This window comes from Undibacterium sp. 5I2, from assembly GCF_035019605.1.
Lineage (GTDB): Bacteria > Pseudomonadota > Gammaproteobacteria > Burkholderiales > Burkholderiaceae_D > Undibacterium.
Genome location: NZ_JASJVS010000048.1, coordinates 15,909 through 34,601, shown reverse-complemented (window position 1 = coordinate 34,601; position 18,693 = coordinate 15,909). Strand labels below are relative to the sequence as shown.

Annotated in this window: 18 protein-coding genes; 11 read left to right on the top strand and 7 right to left on the bottom strand. The window is 51.9% G+C overall.

Annotation, left to right across the window (positions count from 1 at the left end; all coding sequences use genetic code 11):
* Positions 1-232: 232 nt before the first annotated feature.
* The 7 genes from QN359_RS15270 to QN359_RS15240 form a co-directional block, all read right to left on the bottom strand.
* The gene (locus tag QN359_RS15270; protein ID WP_322248938.1) at positions 233-1,684 is read right to left on the bottom strand and encodes a winged helix-turn-helix domain-containing protein; all 1,452 of its coding nucleotides are present in this window, start codon (positions 1,682-1,684) and stop codon (positions 233-235) included.
* A 265-nt stretch (positions 1,685-1,949) separates the two neighbouring features.
* Positions 1,950-2,747 carry a hypothetical protein gene (locus tag QN359_RS15265; protein ID WP_322248937.1) on the bottom strand — a complete coding sequence of 266 codons (798 nt, stop codon included), beginning with the start codon at positions 2,745-2,747 and terminating at the stop codon, positions 1,950-1,952.
* A gap of 583 nt (positions 2,748-3,330) precedes the next feature.
* Entirely contained in the window at positions 3,331-3,996 is a 666-nt protein-coding gene (locus tag QN359_RS15260; RefSeq protein ID WP_322248936.1) for a type III secretion apparatus protein OrgA/MxiK, read from the bottom strand.
* A gap of 2 nt (positions 3,997-3,998) precedes the next feature.
* Positions 3,999-4,733: an EscJ/YscJ/HrcJ family type III secretion inner membrane ring protein gene (locus QN359_RS15255; RefSeq protein ID WP_322248935.1), complete on the bottom strand. Its 735-nt coding sequence runs from the start codon at positions 4,731-4,733 to the stop codon at positions 3,999-4,001.
* Positions 4,733-5,017 carry a type III secretion system inner rod subunit SctI gene (gene sctI / locus QN359_RS15250; RefSeq protein ID WP_322248934.1) on the bottom strand — a complete coding sequence of 95 codons (285 nt, stop codon included), beginning with the start codon at positions 5,015-5,017 and terminating at the stop codon, positions 4,733-4,735. Before sctI ends, QN359_RS15255 begins: the two co-directional genes overlap by 1 nt.
* A gap of 92 nt (positions 5,018-5,109) precedes the next feature.
* Positions 5,110-5,409, bottom strand: a complete 300-nt coding sequence (locus QN359_RS15245) for a type III secretion system needle complex protein (RefSeq protein ID WP_322248933.1) — start codon at positions 5,407-5,409, stop codon at positions 5,110-5,112.
* Between the two features lie 28 nt (positions 5,410-5,437).
* Entirely contained in the window at positions 5,438-6,670 is a 1,233-nt protein-coding gene (locus QN359_RS15240) for a PrgH/EprH family type III secretion apparatus protein (RefSeq protein WP_322248932.1), read from the bottom strand.
* A gap of 538 nt (positions 6,671-7,208) precedes the next feature.
* On the opposite strand from QN359_RS15240, the gene QN359_RS15235 reads away from it, so the two are divergent.
* From QN359_RS15235 to QN359_RS15185, 11 genes are all read left to right on the top strand, one after another.
* Positions 7,209-7,991 (top strand): helix-turn-helix domain-containing protein, encoded by a 783-nt coding sequence (locus QN359_RS15235; protein WP_322248931.1) that lies wholly within the window; start codon positions 7,209-7,211, stop codon positions 7,989-7,991.
* A gap of 5 nt (positions 7,992-7,996) precedes the next feature.
* Complete coding sequence (gene sctC, locus QN359_RS15230; RefSeq protein ID WP_322248930.1) at positions 7,997-9,847, top strand: type III secretion system outer membrane ring subunit SctC; 1,851 nt, start codon at positions 7,997-7,999, stop codon at positions 9,845-9,847.
* Positions 9,837-10,955: a type III secretion system gatekeeper subunit SctW gene (gene sctW / locus QN359_RS15225; RefSeq protein ID WP_322248929.1), complete on the top strand. Its 1,119-nt coding sequence runs from the start codon at positions 9,837-9,839 to the stop codon at positions 10,953-10,955. The genes sctC and sctW overlap by 11 nt, the downstream gene beginning before the upstream one ends.
* A 22-nt stretch (positions 10,956-10,977) precedes the next feature.
* Complete coding sequence (locus QN359_RS15220) at positions 10,978-13,035, top strand: EscV/YscV/HrcV family type III secretion system export apparatus protein (protein WP_322248928.1); 2,058 nt, start codon at positions 10,978-10,980, stop codon at positions 13,033-13,035.
* A gap of 15 nt (positions 13,036-13,050) precedes the next feature.
* Positions 13,051-13,455 (top strand): hypothetical protein, encoded by a 405-nt coding sequence (locus QN359_RS15215; protein WP_322248927.1) that lies wholly within the window; start codon positions 13,051-13,053, stop codon positions 13,453-13,455.
* Complete coding sequence (gene sctN, locus QN359_RS15210) at positions 13,452-14,744, top strand: type III secretion system ATPase SctN (RefSeq protein WP_322248926.1); 1,293 nt, start codon at positions 13,452-13,454, stop codon at positions 14,742-14,744. Before QN359_RS15215 ends, sctN begins: the two co-directional genes overlap by 4 nt.
* A complete protein-coding gene (locus QN359_RS15205) occupies positions 14,728-15,180 on the top strand; it encodes a hypothetical protein (RefSeq protein WP_322248925.1) in 453 nt (150 codons plus the stop codon). Before sctN ends, QN359_RS15205 begins: the two co-directional genes overlap by 17 nt.
* A gap of 87 nt (positions 15,181-15,267) precedes the next feature.
* A complete protein-coding gene (locus QN359_RS15200) occupies positions 15,268-16,800 on the top strand; it encodes a type III secretion system needle length determinant, SpaN/EivJ family (RefSeq protein ID WP_322248924.1) in 1,533 nt (510 codons plus the stop codon).
* Positions 16,797-17,789, top strand: a complete 993-nt coding sequence (gene sctQ, locus QN359_RS15195; RefSeq protein ID WP_322248923.1) for a type III secretion system cytoplasmic ring protein SctQ — start codon at positions 16,797-16,799, stop codon at positions 17,787-17,789. The genes QN359_RS15200 and sctQ overlap by 4 nt, the downstream gene beginning before the upstream one ends.
* Entirely contained in the window at positions 17,779-18,426 is a 648-nt protein-coding gene (locus tag QN359_RS15190) for an EscR/YscR/HrcR family type III secretion system export apparatus protein (protein ID WP_322248922.1), read from the top strand. The genes sctQ and QN359_RS15190 overlap by 11 nt, the downstream gene beginning before the upstream one ends.
* A gap of 8 nt (positions 18,427-18,434) precedes the next feature.
* Entirely contained in the window at positions 18,435-18,692 is a 258-nt protein-coding gene (locus QN359_RS15185) for an EscS/YscS/HrcS family type III secretion system export apparatus protein (protein WP_322248921.1), read from the top strand.
* The last annotated feature ends 1 nt before the right edge of the window (position 18,693 follow it).

Below are 18,693 nucleotides of genomic sequence, written 5' to 3'. Positions count from 1 at the left end.
CCAAAAGCGCGCAGGAATGACGTGGCCACCAGTTGGGGTAATGATACCGACTGAAAACCCTTTTGCGACAGCCTCTTGAGGCCGGGGTAATTGACCTTATCTTTATACGCTGCTGGGAAAGCCGATATTTTAACAAGCCGTCACTGACTTGCGGAAACTATCGCCGCCCTTGAAGCGGCATGGTATAGGTATGACGAGTCAAAATTCGACTCATCAACAGATGTTTGATAGTTCAGGCAACGAGGAAAAAAGTCGGCATCGGCCTACTCGTTTTGGTATCGTGCGTGCGCACGGTTTCTAGCATATCTTGCAAAATAGGGTTGTCGTGTGCGTACAGAGTCAGGTTCTGTTCTGCTTCGGTAATAGCTTGCGTGATATTTGAGCAAGTAAAATGTATCCAAACGCTCAGTAAGATCGCGCTGATATTAGCTGGATCGAAGGATAGCGAGGTTTTGACCGCCGCTGCCGCTTCAGGCATGCGCTGCGCCAGAAACAGATGACGCGCATGATAGTAATGCAGCTCCGGCATCGTCGGTGCCAGAGAAATTGCTTTTAATATCAAAGTTTCCGAGCGCTCACCGTTACCGAGCACGCTGTTGAGATAGGCCATCAGCGCCAATGCCAGCGGATTATTTGGCTCTATGCTCAATGCCTTGTCGGTAGCGCGACAAGCTTGCCGCAACACGGCATCATCATTGCAAAGACCGAAGCTGACCAGTGCCAGACAGGTTTCCGCTAACGCGCACCACGATTGCGCGTGCAATGGTTCAATCGCCAAGCAGGCATGGAATTGCGAGAGCGCCTGTTTCAGCGAGGTCGGTGTGAATTGACGCAGTTCGCGCTTACCGTTTAAAAAAGCCAAGGTGGTCGGCAGGGGAATTTGCTGAGGCACGCCATTGCCCCAGCTTAATTCCGGGATGCAGAGCGGTAAAACAGTCGTGAGGCGATGCTGTAAATTGATTTGCCAATTGTTTAATGTGACGTCGAAATTCTCTCTGTGTAAAATTGCATGGTCACGTGCATTGACCAATTCCAAGCGCAAGACCCGTATGCCTTGCACGATCACGGGAAAACCGGTCACGTAGAAATCAGGTTCCATATCTTTAATCATGGAAATGATTTCGCTGGCGACGCGGCAGTTACGCGTTAACGAGGCCGGCATCACCGATAAGCCGAACGGCCGGAAATGGCACAGGCACTGTATCGTGCTGTCGTGAATTTCCTGAGTATCAATATCCCAGCCATCGAAGCGAAACGGTAGCACCGCGAGGGTACATAAATCGATCGGACGCTGAGTGTCGTAAATCACATTGACGGTGTGCAACAAGCGATAGCCTTGGCCGTAAACGTTTTGAATATAGTGCTGACCTGTGCGTTCCAAAAACATACGACGTAACACATAGATGCAGCGAGTCAGCGATTCTTCGCTGACGATGGCATTCCCCCATGCACGCTCGAGTAAAGTGTCTTTCGGTACGATTTCGCCGCCCGATTCCAGCAGACAGATCAGCACTGCCAATTCTTTAGGTGGCAATGGAATCGGTACGCCATTGTGCATGAGGATAGAATTGTCGAGTACGAAATCGCCGATGACAAATTGCCGTTTTGCTTGGGTGCTCGGACGGTTTTTGATACCTTCACCCTTAGCTTTGAACGCGATATGCTCTTCCATGTAGGTATTCATAGATGTATTCTTCACAAAAAAAAGAAAAAAAACAGTTCGCTGTTCAGACGAAGCATTCATTTTTCAGCGTGTACCTATGATGGTGATTCTTATATGAAAATAATATAAGACAAGTATCAATATCAACTTTGAAGATTGATACAAGTACTAATCATTGCATTGAACGTTGACACTTATGGGTGCGATCATCGCAGCTTGCCATGCCAAGCTGCGATGATCGCAGTGCAGAGGAAGTTGTGGCGCGGTACAGGAATGGCTGGCGAGCTCACATCTGGAAGGCGCGTTCATCCTCGGCTTTTTCGCTTTCGAAAAAGGACTTGATCATCCAATCTTTCATGTGGTGATCGGCAAAGACCAAACTCATCATGGCATCGGTGACGCCTTGTTGCAGTTCCGGACGGTAGGAATCGGTCAATATCATCACTTGCTCGCCTTCAGCAGTCGTGACTACTTTTCCCGGTAGTTTAGGCTCTTTCGGCACGGGCAAACCCTGTTCCTTGGCCGCTGCTATTGCTGCGGCAAGTTCGATTTCCTCAGCGCTGGCGGGTCTCGTTGTGACCACATCGAGCTCCTTGAGCAGCTTCATACTCCATTTCAATACGAGCAATTGGTCTGTGATGCGTTTGTAGGCCCGTTCCCCCTTCGGGTCTAAGTAGAGACGGGTAAAATTAAGCACAGTCCGGCGCCAATCTTCTATCGTCTCGGTATTGCCTGCTTCATCGGTATGCTCCTGCATCAGAGGGGGAAGAGAAATCAATTTGGCATAAAATTCATCGATATATTTGGGGATCTGCGGTTCCGGTACGACTGGATTAGGTTTAGTGGTGACGGCATCGGTCAAGGCAGGTGTCACCGACGCGGCATCGGTAGTTTTGTTTTCGGCGATTTGACGTGTTGCTGCCGCTTGGCTTTCGGCCCGCAATTTGGCCAAATTTTCGGCGGTCGCCACCGCTTCTTGTATCATCGCATGTGTTTTGGCACGCAAGCGTGTGGCGATGTCGATGACATCTGCGCTACTGTTGAAACCTTGCCTTGGTGTGAAACTGGAAGGGGTGGCACGCATAATATTTCCTTATTGGTAGTTTTAATTCGTCGTTGCAGAGGTAGTGAACTTTTCCATGAAATTCGCATGCAGACTGGCCGCCGCCTCTTCAGAAAGTTGACGTAAACTGGAAGGGAAATGATCGAGTTCACGTGCCAGTAAATATTCGCCTTGATCAGCGACGACGGTAGGATTAAATTCGGCGACCCGGTTACCACAACGCAGCAGGAAGCGCGCTTCATCGTGATAATCGACTTGTAAGCGCGAACCCCAGCCATCCTCGAGCAAGGCCATCACACGATGGCGCCATGCATATGCGCTTCGTGGCAAGATTAACTGCAAGATGTGAGGTTGTAGATCCGGGTGTTGATGTAGCCAGTCTTCAAGCACCGTCAGAATCGCTTCCGGGCTGTTAAGTGCCGCTGCTAACATATGTCGCGCAGAAACTTGAATTTGCTGCTGGGCTTCACGTGCCAGATTTTGACTGTCATCGAGGAAGCTCAGTACGCTGTCGGCCGCGCTGAGTACACCATCGCGATACCCATCGGAATAGGCCTGACGCCGAACTTGCTCTGCTTGCAGCGTCGCTTCTTGCAGCATTTTCTTAGCTAAATTGCGCGCTTCCGACAGGATCGCCTGATGGCGTCGTATCTGGGTGAGTTGACTTCCGCTGATCAATACTTCTTCGCGGATCCGGAAAGTAAATGTGGCCTGAGTTTTTTTTGACATGTTGTAATGCGATGAGCAATAGGCTGAAATGCGCACGCGTCGCGGTAATCGCCGGAGCTATGGGGGAGCTGGCAAAGAGCAGCGGAATGCGTTGTTGTAAGGCGATGGAGGCCGGTTCGCAAAGTAATGCTAAGGATTGCAATCCCGCCTGCATGAGGAAAGCATGCTCACAGCTGCGGACATCGTTGTTTTCAGCTGGAAACAAGCGCTCGCTTAGCGGTAGTAAAGCGAAACTGCGCGCCCACGCCGGCAAACGTAATAATCTTCCGGCACGCGCCAAACTGTTGCGCTGCTGGTGGCAGGCGAGAAGGTAGGCAGCGTAAGGCAGCTCAGACCAATTATTGAGCAACAGTTGATCAAGGCTACCAGGCTTCACATCCGGTGTCACACAACTGAGTTGATAATGATCAATCAGTATGCGGTTGATCAGGGCGAGTTGCGCAGATTTTTGTAATTGCGCTGGCAACATTAAACGCTGTGTATGAATATAAGACAGCGGATTATAGATCACCGTCCGCAAACGGCTGGAAACGGTCGTCATGTTCATACCTTTGGTGCGGGCAACAGCTTGCGTGGGTCGATTTTGTAACGCCAGATCAAGCTGCCTGCACCCGCCAAGATCAACACGGCGATCAAACCGGCTATCCAAACAGGATTGATCCCATCATTCTTGATTGCAGATAGCGAAGGTGGTGCATGTTGCGCTTCACTACGTTGCGACAGGACGACCGAGATATTGTCATAGTCGACTTCGGCGAAACTGTTTTTCAAAAAACGTTTGATTTCACTGATCAATAAAGATGGCTGCACCTCGCTTTGGTAGACCGCCAAGGCTGAAATATGAATCGGACGTTTTTTAGCGCTGTTTTCGCTGGCGTCAATATCATAACTGACATGAACACGTGAAGAAACGATGCCATCCATGGTTTCCAGCGACTGCTGCAAGCGTTGTTCTATCGCCGAATACAATCTGGCTTTTTCGGCCCGAGGCGAAGAAACCAGTGCGCCCGATGGGAACATTTGGGCTACTTCTACTTGTGCTTGTGGCGGTAAATTATGTACTTTCAGCAGATCGACGGCTGCGACAAAATCAGATTGGCTCACCGATACGCTGTAACCTTCCTTGGCATGATCGATCTTGCTTGCTGCAATATTATTGCGCTGCATGACCGCGATCACTTCATTGGCCTGGCGTTGATCCAAGCCTTTGAGCAGATCGCTCTCGCGGCAGCCGGTCAGCAAAGCCAGCAGCAGCAGCGCGCCTGAAATTCTGCGCATCATGAGCGTAACAATGCCTCGACAGTTGCGGTAAGCTTGCGGGTTACCGTGCTGACCATGGAAATTTTAAGCGAATCATCGGCAACCTGCTCTTGGATTTGCTGCAGTATTTCCGGCGATGTGACGCTTGGTGACTCCAGTACACGCATCACTTCGGCCTTGCTTTCTACTGCACTCACTGTTGATTTTGCATACGCATGCATCATACGCTCGCTCAACGAGACGATTTCATTACCGCCGCTTATGTCCGCTATGCCGGGGATGGCGCGAATTTCGTTAATCATCTGAAGCTCCTGAAAAAATATAAATGAGCGATACCCGAAAGTTGGATTCTGATCGACAAACGTATCCAACAACGGGTACCAGCCTACGGCGATCAGCGATAGTTGGCGATGATGCCGGCACCGACGTCTTTATAGGCCTTTACCACGCTCGACTGCGCCTGACGGTACAAGGTATATTCCGACAAGGCACTCTGGTAGTTAGCCAGTAACTCTGGATCGGATGGGTTGGCTTTGAGTTTGTCCAGCGCATCTTTGACCTTTTTGTTCAAGTCACCGACACCCTTATTGAATTGTATCGATACTGAAGTCAGAAAACCGGTCGCCCCGGTCGTGGTCGGTTCGGCTGCACTGATGCCGGAGGTAGTGTCGTCGCGGGTTACAATAGTAGGCATAAAATTTCCTTTTTGAATGAATAAAACTTTATTGTGGGGTACTGCTGATCATTGGAGAAAAATACCAATGGGATGGGGTTAATTTGACATAGCTGTCGGTACCGTAACCGAACGATTTTCCTTTAAGCCAGTCATCCTTCAAATCGACAACGAAATGCACATAACGAACCCCGCGGTGCTGATAAAACGCTTCCACATAGGGGCGCAACTTTTGCAAGTCGATATCGTTCAAACTAGGGCGCATGACAAAGGTCACGCTGGCCGGTCGATTGACGCGCTGATAGGGAATGCCGAGCTGATCAAGACCATTTTGGGCTTCGTTGGCAATGGCAGCATCCGATAGCGCCGTTACCTTGACCGTGCTGGCATACGGCAGCAATGTCGCGACGTGGCGACTAAGCTGCTCGCGCCCGGCGGTATCACGTGGACCGCGTTCCGCACTGATGAACAGTTCCGGCCGCACCGGATCATCGAGATTCAATAAATGGTAAGCGCTGAAGCTGGCATCACTGTTGAGGGCGGCTTCGACGCGCTGTTTTTCAGAAAAAGTATGAACGACTGCCGCCGGCGTTTGCAAATCGTTGCGCACCAATGCTTGCCTGGCCCAAGTAGCATCTCTGAGATTTTCAGCGAACACATAAAAGACTTCGCTGTCACCTTTTACGATCTGGTAATTCCCGACCGAGCCCTTGAGTATGTCGTTCAAACGTAACTGTTCACGCTGCTCATTACCGTTCAACCAGAGCCCCGCACCAACTACGGCGCATAGCAAGAACACACTCACGCCAGCGATCAGTGCCACCGGTGTCTTGCCAGGCACGACGGCTGCTATGGGCTCATCGAGTGGCTCCGGTACCAGCGGATGGTTGAGGACCGCCGGATCCCAGGTGTCGGCGAGCGAACGCACCGACAAGTCGAGCAAACCGAGGCGCACGACAGTATTGAGTGGACAGTGTTGTTCCGTGACTTGATCGTCGCGCAATTCGCGCAACACAACTTCACTACCGCTGTCGATGACGACTTCAAAATTGAAGCCGTCGCCATCAATCGGAATGAAGATCGCATTGTCGGGAAAGCTAGGAAATTGCACAGTATCGTCGAACACTTCAGTATTCCCGACGACAAAAAAAGTGGTACCGATCAGCAGTTTGAATTCGGCACCTCGCATCGGCCCGTTCAGAATTTTCAGAACGGCGATCTCCTGCTCATCCGTGCTTGGATAGAGGCTTGGTTCAATATGGTTGTTATCAATTAACGGCATAGGATTAGGTCGCATAAAGCGTACGCTGCTTGCAAAAGTAGAACAAAGAATAGAGCCGCGATCAGCTTCATTCCTGATGGAATTGTGATTTTTATTTTGCATTGTCAAACGCGGGAAAAAGTTTATTCGAGTGAGCGAATATTCTCGCCTGTCCCCATCTCATTATTCCTGCATGCCCCCGCCTACCCGAGCCGGCAGTAAGCTTATTGACGCGAGCTTTTGAGGTCGTCGTAACAGGGTTTTCACTCGATAACATTACCCTGACTGGTGCTCACGTCGTTCCTGCCAGCTTTTGCGACCGTCTCAAAGGTATGCGCGAATGCTCACTGGGGTTCAATACCGGAAAGAGGATTTCTACTTTTAATCAGATTCCCATCGGGATTGCTTTTTTTTTTAGCGCTAATGTGCATGAAGAAGTTGACGGCAACATTCAGGAAACGTCAATCACTGTGGCACCGGCAAGCGCCTTGTTGTGACGTGATCTTTACCCATTTCGCGTGTTTCCTGCGCAGACAAAAAACGAGACAGGCCCCATCACATGACATTACCGACCGAACCGACGCAGCTACCGACACGCGCGCCACATTGGCTCACAGCGGGCCCGCAGTTGTTACAACTGCCCGATTTATTCGCGCTCGAAGTGGGTGGCGAAGGCCTGCAACTAGTACTTTTTCAGGGAAAAAACATCAGCCATATCTGCTTTACGCCCGGTTGGCGCGGTGTGGTGGTATTTGATCAAAGTCCGGTGCAAATCAGTGTTGGCAGTGCCCTGTGTCAGGACGGCGATATCTCTGTCTTGACCAAACTGCAGGCATTCATGGATGCCGATTGCGGCCTCGAGATGAATCACAGTATGCCGAATGCCCGTCTGGTGTCTTGCGCCGGCTCGGGGTTGGCCATGCTCAGTGATCGCCGCACGATAGAAAACTGGTTCCTCAGTCAAATGATCACCGAGCCGGAACAAATGCTGGCAATTTCGGCTTTGTTGCGGCGTCTCGAAAGCTATGCCTTAGTGCGGTTTCTATTAACCGAGCGCGCCGAAAAAAAGAATTTACGTGAATTAGCGCAAAGCTATGGCATCTCTTACACCCATTTCCGCCGACTGTGCAATCGCGCACTCGGCGGGTCGGTGAAATTTGAACTCAATCAGTGGCGTATGGCGCGGGCCTTACTTGATCTGGTCGATAGTCGCTGTAATTTCACGGAAGTCGCACTCAAGCATGGGTATGCATCGAGCTCCCATTTTTCGAACGAAGTCAGGGGACAGGTCGGCGTGTCACCACGCGGCTTGTCAGACATCATTAAACTCGCAGGTAAGTAATATATATGCATAGCAAGGAAATCTCACCCCCGCCGTTCTGGCCACGTCTTGTTTTGTTGACCGCACTCGGATGGCCTGTACTGGCCGCGGCGCTCGAGGATACTCCCGCCGCGGCAGAAAGCTCGCCAGTCCCGGCTGCCGTCGCCACCGATATCAAAGCTCTCGGCAGCGCTGAGGTTCGTGATGCAGCAATACCAAAACCTATTGATATCGGCTATGTCGCCCGCAACGATGGCGTGCGCGATTTTTTCAATGCCTTGTCGGTCCGCCTGAAGAAACCGGTCATCGTCAGTAATAAGGCTGCCCTTAAAAAAGTCAGCGGCGACTTCGATCTGAGCAAGCCCAATCAAACCCTGGAACAGTTGAGTGCGCAATTGGGCTTGATCTGGTATCACGACGGCCAATCGATTTACATCTATGACGCCAGTGAAGCGAAAAACACCGTGGTCTCGTTGAAAAACACCTCGATCGCCAAATTACGCCAATTTTTGCAGCAAGCCGGACTCTACGACCGCCGTTTTCCGTTCCGTGGATCCGAACGCGAAAAAGTATTTTATCTGTCCGCGCCGCCGGTCTATGTTGATCTGGTCTCCAGTACGGCTACTTTTCTCGATGCATCGAGTAACGAGCGCGCCCTCGGCAATCTGAAAATCGGCGTCGTACGTTTGCAAAATACCTTTGTCACTGACCGCAGCTATGCACTGCGCGGTCAGACCAAAACGGTGCCTGGCATTGCCAGTATCATTGAAGAAATGCTGGAAAATGAAAAAATCGGCGTTGAAATCAGCACGGCAGCGTCGGCCAAAGATGCCACTGGCATGCCGAGTGCAGGCTTGACGCCAGCGCTTAAATCGCCATTGCCACCGCCGCTGGCCGGCACGACCGAACATGCCGCGATGGCCTTGCCGACACCATCAGCGGGAAAAAAAAGTCGGTTCCCTGGTATGGATGATGCCGATGAAAACAAAATCCGCGTACTTGCCTACCCAGATACCAACAGCTTACTGATCAAAGGCACGACCGAGCAAGTGGCATTCATCGAAGACTTGATCGCCAAACTGGATATCGCCAAACGCCACGTCGAACTGTCGCTCTGGATTATCGATCTGCAGGCAGAGCAACTCGATCAACTTGGTGTCAGTTGGAATGGTGCGGCCGGAAATAGTAAATTTGCAGCGACCATTAATTCGGGTCTGCCGACCAGTACACTCGACGGTTATAATTTCATTGCCTCGGTCAAGGCACTCAACAGTGATGATAAAGCCAAAATCGTCTCGCGTCCGGTGGTGTTGACGCAAGAAAATACGCCTGCATTCTTCGACCACAACCGGAGTTTTTATGTCAAGCTGGAAGGCGAGCGTGCGGTTCAGCTCGATACGGTCACCTTCGGCACGCTGATCAAGGTATTGCCGCGTTTTGCTGAGGACGGTGAAATTGAAATGACACTGGAAATCGAAGACGGCAACGAAGTCGCAAGTGTTAACAGTGATGGCGACAGCGGGGCACCCTTACCGAAAGTGGCCAGAACCAATATCAGTACTGTGGCCCGCGTTCCGCATGGAAAGAGCTTGCTGGTTGGTGGCTATACGCGTGACGAGGGTTCCGAACGGATCGAAAAAATTCCTGTCTTGGGCGACTTACCTTTGGTCGGTGGCCTATTCCGTTCCACGGTTAAACGCGCCAATAATTTGGTACGTGTTTTCTTGATCGAGCCAAGATACAACGAGGCACCGCGCGCGCGCGACGCCGGCGACCTCGGCGATGAAGTCGTTGGTGATCTGATTGAGCGTGTCGAGCAGGGTCAGCCAGAGCAAGAAACGGTGCGCGATTATCTGGATAGAAAAAATGGAAATTAGTCGTTTTCCGGCTAATTCGCCCATCATTCATCGCCATCGCGCAGCCGCACGCCGCGAGGAAGAAGCACGCGCAGCGAATTCGCATACGCAAACACATGAAGTGCCGCCGGAGGATGACCTCAATCCGGTTGCCATGTTACAGCGCTTCATTAATTCTACCGATGAAATGTCATCGGCGATGGCGCAGTTCCGAAATCGTCGCGATTTGAAGAAGATGGATTCCGATCTCGATAATTTCGAGCGCGTGCTGGAAAAAGATGTACTTCCAAAAGTACAGCAAGTCTTGAAGTTTGCCGCCGCCGCCGGAGTAACATCGGAATTGCTGGCGCAATTACGCTCCATGTTTCCCGATGACAGTGATTTGATACTGATCTTGCGTGCGCTGCTTAAGCGGCGTCAGATTGAAGAGACCAGTCGCAAACGGCTGGAACAGGTGCTTGTCGATGTCGAGCGCGGCGCTGTTCCGCGGCGTGTCAAAGCCGGCATCAATTGCGCAATCAAAGCCCGTATGTTCGGTAAATTGTTACAGCGTAGTCCGGCCTTGTTGCGGGAATCTTATCGTCGATTTCTCGATGATGAACAGGGACCGACGGCCGCTTACACCGACTGGGTACTGCACTACGGCTATGAGCATCGCGAGCAAATCCTCAACTTCATCGAAGCCGCCTTAGCCAATGATGTCATGGCTCAGGATCCGAGTTGCGACTTCGTCGAGTTCGGCAACTTGTTGAAAAAATTAGTGCAGGTGCGAATGTTGCGCTCGGCAGAAATTATATTCTTAGCCAATCTTTTGCGCCACCCATTGATCCGTCGTTGCAATGAGGTAGAAATAGAATGGCTGGTTTTCATGCTCGGTATTTTGCAAGCCCCTGAGGAAATCGATCAGTCACTGCACGAAGTGCTGGGTCAAAGTCTGATCTTATGCACACATGCCGAACGCAGCACGATACTGCAACTGATACGCGATGGCTTTCACAATGTACCGCTTGAGCTCTTCCCTGAAATCACTGCTGTACATGAACTGCTGATGCGCTTGGATGAACTTTCCACGCTGGCCCATGATCTCGAGGTGATCGAAGGTCGCCGTGGCCCTGATAATCTGGAGTAAAAAAAATGAATGGAGTCATTCTGTGTTAAACGATACCCTGAACGGTCTGCGCTCGCGTCCCGAGTTGCTGATTCTGTTGCTGATGATAACAATCATCGCGATGCTCATCGTACCGCTGCCGACCTATCTGGTGGACTTTCTGATCGGTCTCAATATCGTCATCGCAGTGTTGGTATTTATGGGCTCGTTTTATATCGAAAAGATTTTGAATTTTTCTTCTTTTCCTTCTATTCTACTCATTACTACTTTGTTTCGACTGGCCTTATCCATCAGCACCAGTCGTTTGATTCTGCTTGAAGCCGATGCCGGTGAAATTATCAATACCTTCGGTGAATTCGTCATCGGCGACAGCCTCGCGGTCGGTTTTGTGGTGTTTGCCATTGTCACGATCGTGCAATTCATCGTCATCACCAAAGGTTCCGAGCGCGTCGCCGAGGTAGCAGCCCGTTTCTCACTCGACGGTATGCCGGGCAAGCAGATGAGTATCGATTCCGATCTCAAGGCCGGCCTGATCGATGCCGAAGGTGTGCGTCGTCGACGCAGTACACTCGAACGCGAAAGCCAGTTGTATGGCTCGTTTGATGGTTCGATGAAGTTCATCAAGGGCGATGCGATCGCCGGCATCATCATTATTTTTGTCAATTTCATCGGTGGTATTACTGTCGGCATGTCGCGTCACGGTATGGATCTGTCCACTGCGCTCGATACCTACACCATCCTCACCATCGGCGATGGTTTGGTTGCCCAAATTCCCGCCTTGCTCATTGCTATCAGCGCCGGTTTCATCGTTACGCGTGTCAACGACGACGATGAAAGCAATCTAGGTAAAACCATCATGACGCAGCTGCTGGGAACGCAATTTGTTCTCATCGTCACCGCCTTACTGGCCGTCGCCATCGGCCTGCTGCCGGGTTTTCCGACCGGTGTATTCGTGATACTGGCCGCTTTGCTGGCCGGTCTGTACTTCATTCGGCGTCGCGCTGCGCACAAGGCCAGACCACCAGAAGCGGCTGCCGATGGCAGTTATCAAGAAAACTCGGAAGCAGACAACCAACTTGGACTCATCGGCAACCTCGACAACATGGCGGCGGAAACCATCCCGCTGATCTTGCTGGTGCCGGCAAAACGTTATGCCGCCTTAAACGAAGTACAAATCGGCCAACGTTTCGCCAGTCAATTTTTCATCGATTACGGCGGTAATTTACCAACGGTATTACTGCGTGCCAGCGAAGCCTTGGCCGATAACCGAGCCGTCGTCATGATTAATGAAATTCGCGCCGAAGAATTCAGTGTCTATTACGATCAATTTTTGGTAGTGAATGCCAATGAAGAAATCGACCAACTCGGCATTCCGCATCACAGCGAAGCGCAGGGCGAGAGCCGACGTGTCTGGGTATTGCCGGCGCAAAAAGAAAAATTGCTCAAGCTCGGTTTTCAGTTACGTGCGGCATTAGACGAGCTGTACCAATGTTTTGCGGTATTACTGTCACGTAATGTCAATGAATACTTCGGCATCCAGGAAACGAAACAGATGCTCGACAAGTTGGAAGCGAAATACCCGGACTTGCTCAAAGAAGTATACCGCCATGCCACCGTGCAGAGAATCGCCGAAGTGCTGCAGCGCCTGCTGTCGGAACGTATCTCCATTCGCAATATGAAGCTGGTCATGGAAACCTTGGCGCATTGGGCTCCGCGTGAAAAAGATGTGATTGCTCTGGTTGAACATGTACGCGGCGCGATGGCACGTTACATCTGCGATAAATTCGCTACACGGGATGAACTACGTGCGCTCGTCATGTCACCGCAACTTGAGGAACTCATTCGTATGGGAGTGCGCAGCACCTCGGGCGGAACCTTTCTCAATCTCGATCCGGTGCAGTCTGAAGAAGTGCTCGACAAATTCACCTTGGCTTTCAGTGAAATTTCATTCGCCCAAAAAGACATGGTGGTATTGACGGCAGTCGATGTACGTCGCTTCGTCAAAAAACTCCTTGAGCCACGTTTTCGTGAACTCGAAGTGTTGTCGTTCGGTGAAATCACTGAAAATATTTCTATTAACGTAATTAAATCCATTCATTAAAAAAAAGGAGAATATATGCAATATATTGACATCGCAACTCTGGTGAAGGACGCGCTGCTTTCCGGCGGCTGTGCCGCCGACATGATAGGAGATCTCGACAGTCACTCGACCATCGCGCTCGATTTCAACTGGTCGCCGACCATCTATGTCGGTCGCCGTGATGATGATATCTGGCTTTGGAGCCGCCTGTGCGAATACCATGAAAACAGTGTTGACCTGCATGCCGCCAGTTTGCTCAAAGAAATGATGAAAAAACTCTCATGGGTACGCAACGATCATTTGTGTTTCAATGAAGACCAAGGTTATCTCGAATTACGCGGCTTGGTGGCACTCAGTGCGCTCGAAGATGGCGAAAAATTTCGCGAAGCACTCGAGGGCTTTCTTGAGCGGGCCGACACCTTCCGGGCTTTACTGAAATGACGCCAGCTCTGCGCTTGATGCGTGAATTCGCCCATCCGCTCAATCTCGCCGGGCCGATCATCGAAGCGCCTTTGCCCGATGTCATGATCGGCGAAATTTGCGAAATTCGTCGACACTGGAACACTATGGAAACGGTTGCCCGTGCTCAGGTCGTCGGCTTTCGTGAAGACGTCGCAATCCTGAGTCTGATCGGTATCTCCAAGGGTTTGTCTCGGCAAGCATTGCTCATGCCCACAGGTGCCAGTCTGACCGTGCCGATTGGTGCCGGTTTGCTGGGTGCCGTGGTCGATCCATCCGGCAGTATCACTGAACGCTTTTGCCCGGCGCCGGAAGGTCGCAGCACCGCGCAAGCGATCGATGCGGCGCCTCCCGGATACCGCGAGCGCGAAGTCGTTGCCACACCATTGGTCACTGGTGTACGCGCTATCGACGGCTTGCTGACCTGTGGCATCGGCCAGCGTGTCGGTATTTTTTCTTCTGCCGGCTGTGGTAAGACCACACTCATGAATATGCTCATCGATCATGCTGATGCCGATGTGTTTGTCATCGGTCTCATTGGTGAACGCGGTCGTGAAGTAACGGAATTCGCCAGCATGCTGCGCCAGTCTCCACATGCCGACCGCTGCGTGCTCGTGTATGCGACCTCCGATTTTTCTTCCGTTGATCGCTGCAACGCCGCCTTGCTGGCGACGACGGTGGCCGAGTATTTTCGCTCTGAAGGAAAACGTGTGGTGTTGTTCATGGATTCGATCACCCGTTACGCGCGCGCCCTGCGTGACGTCGCTCTGGCTACCGGTGAAGCACCGGCCCGCCGCGGCTATCCGGCTTCGGTCTTCGATGCCTTGCCACGCTTGTTGGAGCGGCCAGGCGTTACCTCCAGCGGCAGCATTACCGCATTCTATACCGTGCTGCTTGAGAGTGATGACGAGCCCGATCCGATCGCCGATGAAATCCGTTCTATTCTTGATGGGCACATCTATCTCAATCGTGCACTGGCTGCGAAGGGTCACTTTCCCGCTATCGATGTCCTGCGCAGTGCCAGTCGGGTCGCCTTGCAAGTGAGCTCAGAGGCGCATCAAAAACAAGCCATGGCAGTACGTGATTTACTCGCGCGTTTAGAAGACCTGCAAGTTTTTATCGATCTCGGCGAATACAAAGAAGGACAAAATCGCGAAAACGACAAGGCCATGCAGCGTCGCCCGGCGCTCAATAAATGGTTGCGTCAATCTCGCAGCGAGAGTGATAGCTTGGAAAGAACCTTGGAGCAAATGCGTGCAATTGCTGCTTAAAGCGCGTCTGATGCTACGACGCTGCGAGTCACATCGCACTCGCAGTGCCGCCAACATAGAAGCCTTGCAATTTAAAATGCAAGGCTTGAAAGACGAAATCCGTACCCTCGATAGTCAGCAGCAGGTGTACCTGATGATGTCGCAACAGCAGATAGCTAACGGCGTGACTACGCGCTCCGGCTTATTTGCGATGCAACAGCACAGCGCCGTCTATCGCCAGAAAATTCAAGAGCTAGCCTTGCAGCGCCGCGAACTCGAAGAGCAAACTGAACAGTTACAAAAACAATTGACGACAGCGCGCAGCGCGCATATGCAATGGCATCGCAAAGTTGATAAATTTTTTCAATGCGTACGGCGTGAACGTATCAAGCTGGCACTGCAGCGCAGTTGGCGTGAAGAGACCGAAGTCCAGGAAAAATACTCACGCAAGTTCTGATTGCAATGATCAGATTTTCATCGGGTTTGTGCGCGTGCTGTCTCGTAAAGTTCATCCTGAGGCCAATCGATACCAAGGATGAACCGTATGACGAATATAAATCCAAGCACTGCCATGCGTTCTGCTGCGCAGGCGACCACCACAGCAAGCGGCGCTCAGGGCGTCAGTACTGCATTTGATAGAGAAGTGGAACAATTACGTAAAAAAAAGCAAGCGTATCGCGAGGCCGAAGACATGATGGTCGCAGCGCTGCCATTCATGCCATCAACAGCGCTGCAAGCCCGCGCACGCGCTGGTACTCTCAGTACTAGTCAAGCCATCGCTGTCGATGATGATGCCGATGCCGATGCTATCGCCGATACCGAGCGCTCGGCCTCATCGTCTGCTTCGAATTCTCTCCCTACTGATGTGTCACACCTTGCATCGCAAGCAATACTGTTTCAGCACTCGCCATCGTATCAACACGCGTCGCTGGCATCGACAGTGCGACGCCGTGCATTGCCACCTACTTCAAATTTGACTCTGGCTGCTGTCAATACGCCCATCTTGGCCGCCTCTGCCGCATCAGTGCAAAGGTCTGGCAAACTGGTCGCTGATCTCGCTGTGCGCCCCTCAGAGCGGCAAGAGCGCTTAGGTTCTGATATGCAAGCGCCACAGGCGCCACAAGCGCGGCAAGCTCAGCAGCATGCTGCAGGCAATAGTGCCGCACTCAATGGAGCTGTATCGCCTGCGATGCTGGGCGTGTTGGCATCTCAGGTCGGTAGCGTTGTGTTACCTGATCCGGCGCGGATATTGAAAGCCATCGCCGATGTCGCTGCTCCTCTTCCGGCCCGGCCTGAGCCTTCTGGCAGTTTGCCTGAAATTTCGACAGTACTCTCGCTGCAGCAATTACGCACGAATGTCCATTTGTCATTACCGCACCGTGCGCGCAGTTTGATGGCATTGCCCGGTGAGTTGGTAGAACAGAAATCGTCGACGCTGCCATCGCCTGCCGTTTCGGCTGAGTTGCGTGCCGCGCCCAAGTCTACCTCGGTGAACGAGTCTGCAGCCGCGGCGCGAGTTGGTAAGCAAGCGCGCGCCTTGCCCACTGAGCTAGTGCACGCCGCATCGGCCATGAGCTCGCCGCGCCCCTCTTGGTCAACGCCGAATCCGGCATCGCTTGAGCGCGCTCTCGTATCCTCGAGCAGAATGAATGAGCCGAGCGCACCGCTGCGTGTCGATAAAAAAATGCGCGCAGTGGTCGATGACTTGTTAGCTGCTGAGACTGTCGCACCGCAGCGCGCTCCACATGCGCCTGAATTGCGCACGCAAACTGCCACACCTGCACAGTCGCCACCGCAGTTGCCAAGCGAACGCCTCAGCGCCGAAGCGCCACTGCTCGGTACCCAGGTGACCTACCAATTCAAAACTTGGGGCAAGGAGCATGCCGTCCGTTTGCAGGCGGCTTCTGAAGCCGCGCCATTTTTACTGCAACCGTCCGATCCCTTGGTCGCACAACGTCTCGATCACTACTCTGGTCAATTGCCAGCGCCAGTCGAATGGCAACTGCTCCAAGATGAAGATCAAGGTGATCGGCAAGCCCGTCCTGACTTTCTTGATGACGAGGAAGAGACAGCGTGAGTCAATTTCATTTCCGACGCGTCGAACGCGCCGACTTGCAGGCGCGCGCTGCCGTCGCGCTATGGCAGTCACAGGGCTTGCAGGTGCAGTACCAAAGCTTACCTGGCTATCGACGCTACTTGCAACTGAGCGCTTTCGATGATGTTGCGCCGAGTGCGCCACGCTGGCAAGGCTATCTCGATCTCGATGAATGGATGGAAAGTGTGGCGCCGGATCTGGCAGTACTGGCGCGCGGGGCGCCACATGAAGAGCAGCTCTTGCAGTTGTTCGGACTGACTGAACAAGCAGTCAGCTTAGTTGTGCCAGCGCTGCAATATACCCGCTTGTTGCATGAAAAACTCAGTGATACGCAAGCCCTCCCAAGTCAAGCTATGCCGTGCTTGCATACTGCGCAAGGGAAATTATGGCTGCAATATTTTCCTGAACCGACTGCAGTACCAGCGAATGCGGTGGCACCTGCTTTGCTGGCACTGCCGCTTGATTTGCAACTTATGCTGGGGCACAGCCATATCAGTGTCACCTTATTGTCGCAGCTACGCTGCGGCGATGCGCTCATGATTTTAAACGCGACACCGACCATTGCTATTTTAGGAATGGCTGTCGGTCGCTACGTATGGACTAAGGAAGGATTTATAGTGGAACAATTGCAAGACGATTACATTGATCATGAATTCGATGACGCCGACGCCGAGATCGATGATTTTTACACCGATGCGGCAGCCGCAACAAGTGTCGCAGCGGATACGCATCGTTCCATCGCCCGTGTGCCGGTACGTCTCGATTTCATGTTGAGCAGTAAGCGCATGACGATGGGCGAGTTGTCGCAGCTCAGCGCTGGAAAGTTACTTGAGCTTGCACCTGATATAGAAAAAAATATTCGTATCAGCGCCAATGGCGTCTTACTGGCGCAAGGAGAATTGATACAGATCGACGACCGACTGGCAGTAGAAATCACCGAACTTTACTCCGAACCGCACCATGCCGAATGATATTACGCTCATTGCGCTGCTGGCATTCCTGACTCTATTGCCGTTTCTGGTTGCTTCAGGTACCTGTTACGTCAAATTTTCCATCGTCTTTGTCATGGTGCGCAATGCGCTCGGTCTGCAGCAAGTTCCATCCAACATGACGCTCAATGGCGTGGCCTTGCTGTTGTCCTTGTTCGTCATGATGCCGATTGCTCAGCAAGCGTACACGCATTATCAATCCCATGATGTCCGTTTCGATAGTGTCGCGTCGGTGGTTTCCTTCACGGAAACCGGGCTCGATGGCTATCGCGCTTACCTCACTAAATATGCCGATCCGGAATTGACAAAATTCTTTGATGATGCTGAAAAAAAGCGTCATGGTACAGAGCAGGTCAGCGATCCCGATGCCCCGCCATCGATACTCTCCTTACTGCCGGCGTATACGCTGACGGAAATCAAAAATGCTTTCAAAATTGGCTTTTACTTGTATTTGCCCTTTGTGATTGTCGACCTCGTCATCTCAAGCATCTTATTATCGCTTGGTATGATGATGATGAGCCCGGTCACCATCTCCGTACCGGTGAAGTTGGTATTGTTCGTCGTACTTGATGGCTGGACCTTGCTGTCCAAAGGCCTGATGCTGCCTTACATGTCTTAGGAATCGCCATGACCGATCTCACTTATGCTGGCAACCAAGTTTTATATTTGGTCTTGCTTTTGTCGGCACCACCCATCCTCGTTGCCACCATAGTCGGTCTGACGGTAGGCTTATTTCAAACAGTGACGCAATTGCAAGAGCAAACCTTGCCGTTCGGCGTCAAGTTGCTGGCGGTATGTCTGTGTTTGTTCATGCTCTCTGGTTGGATAGGCGAGAGCCTGTTGAACTTCAGCCGTGAAATGTTCAGCATGGCATTGCGCTCCTGAT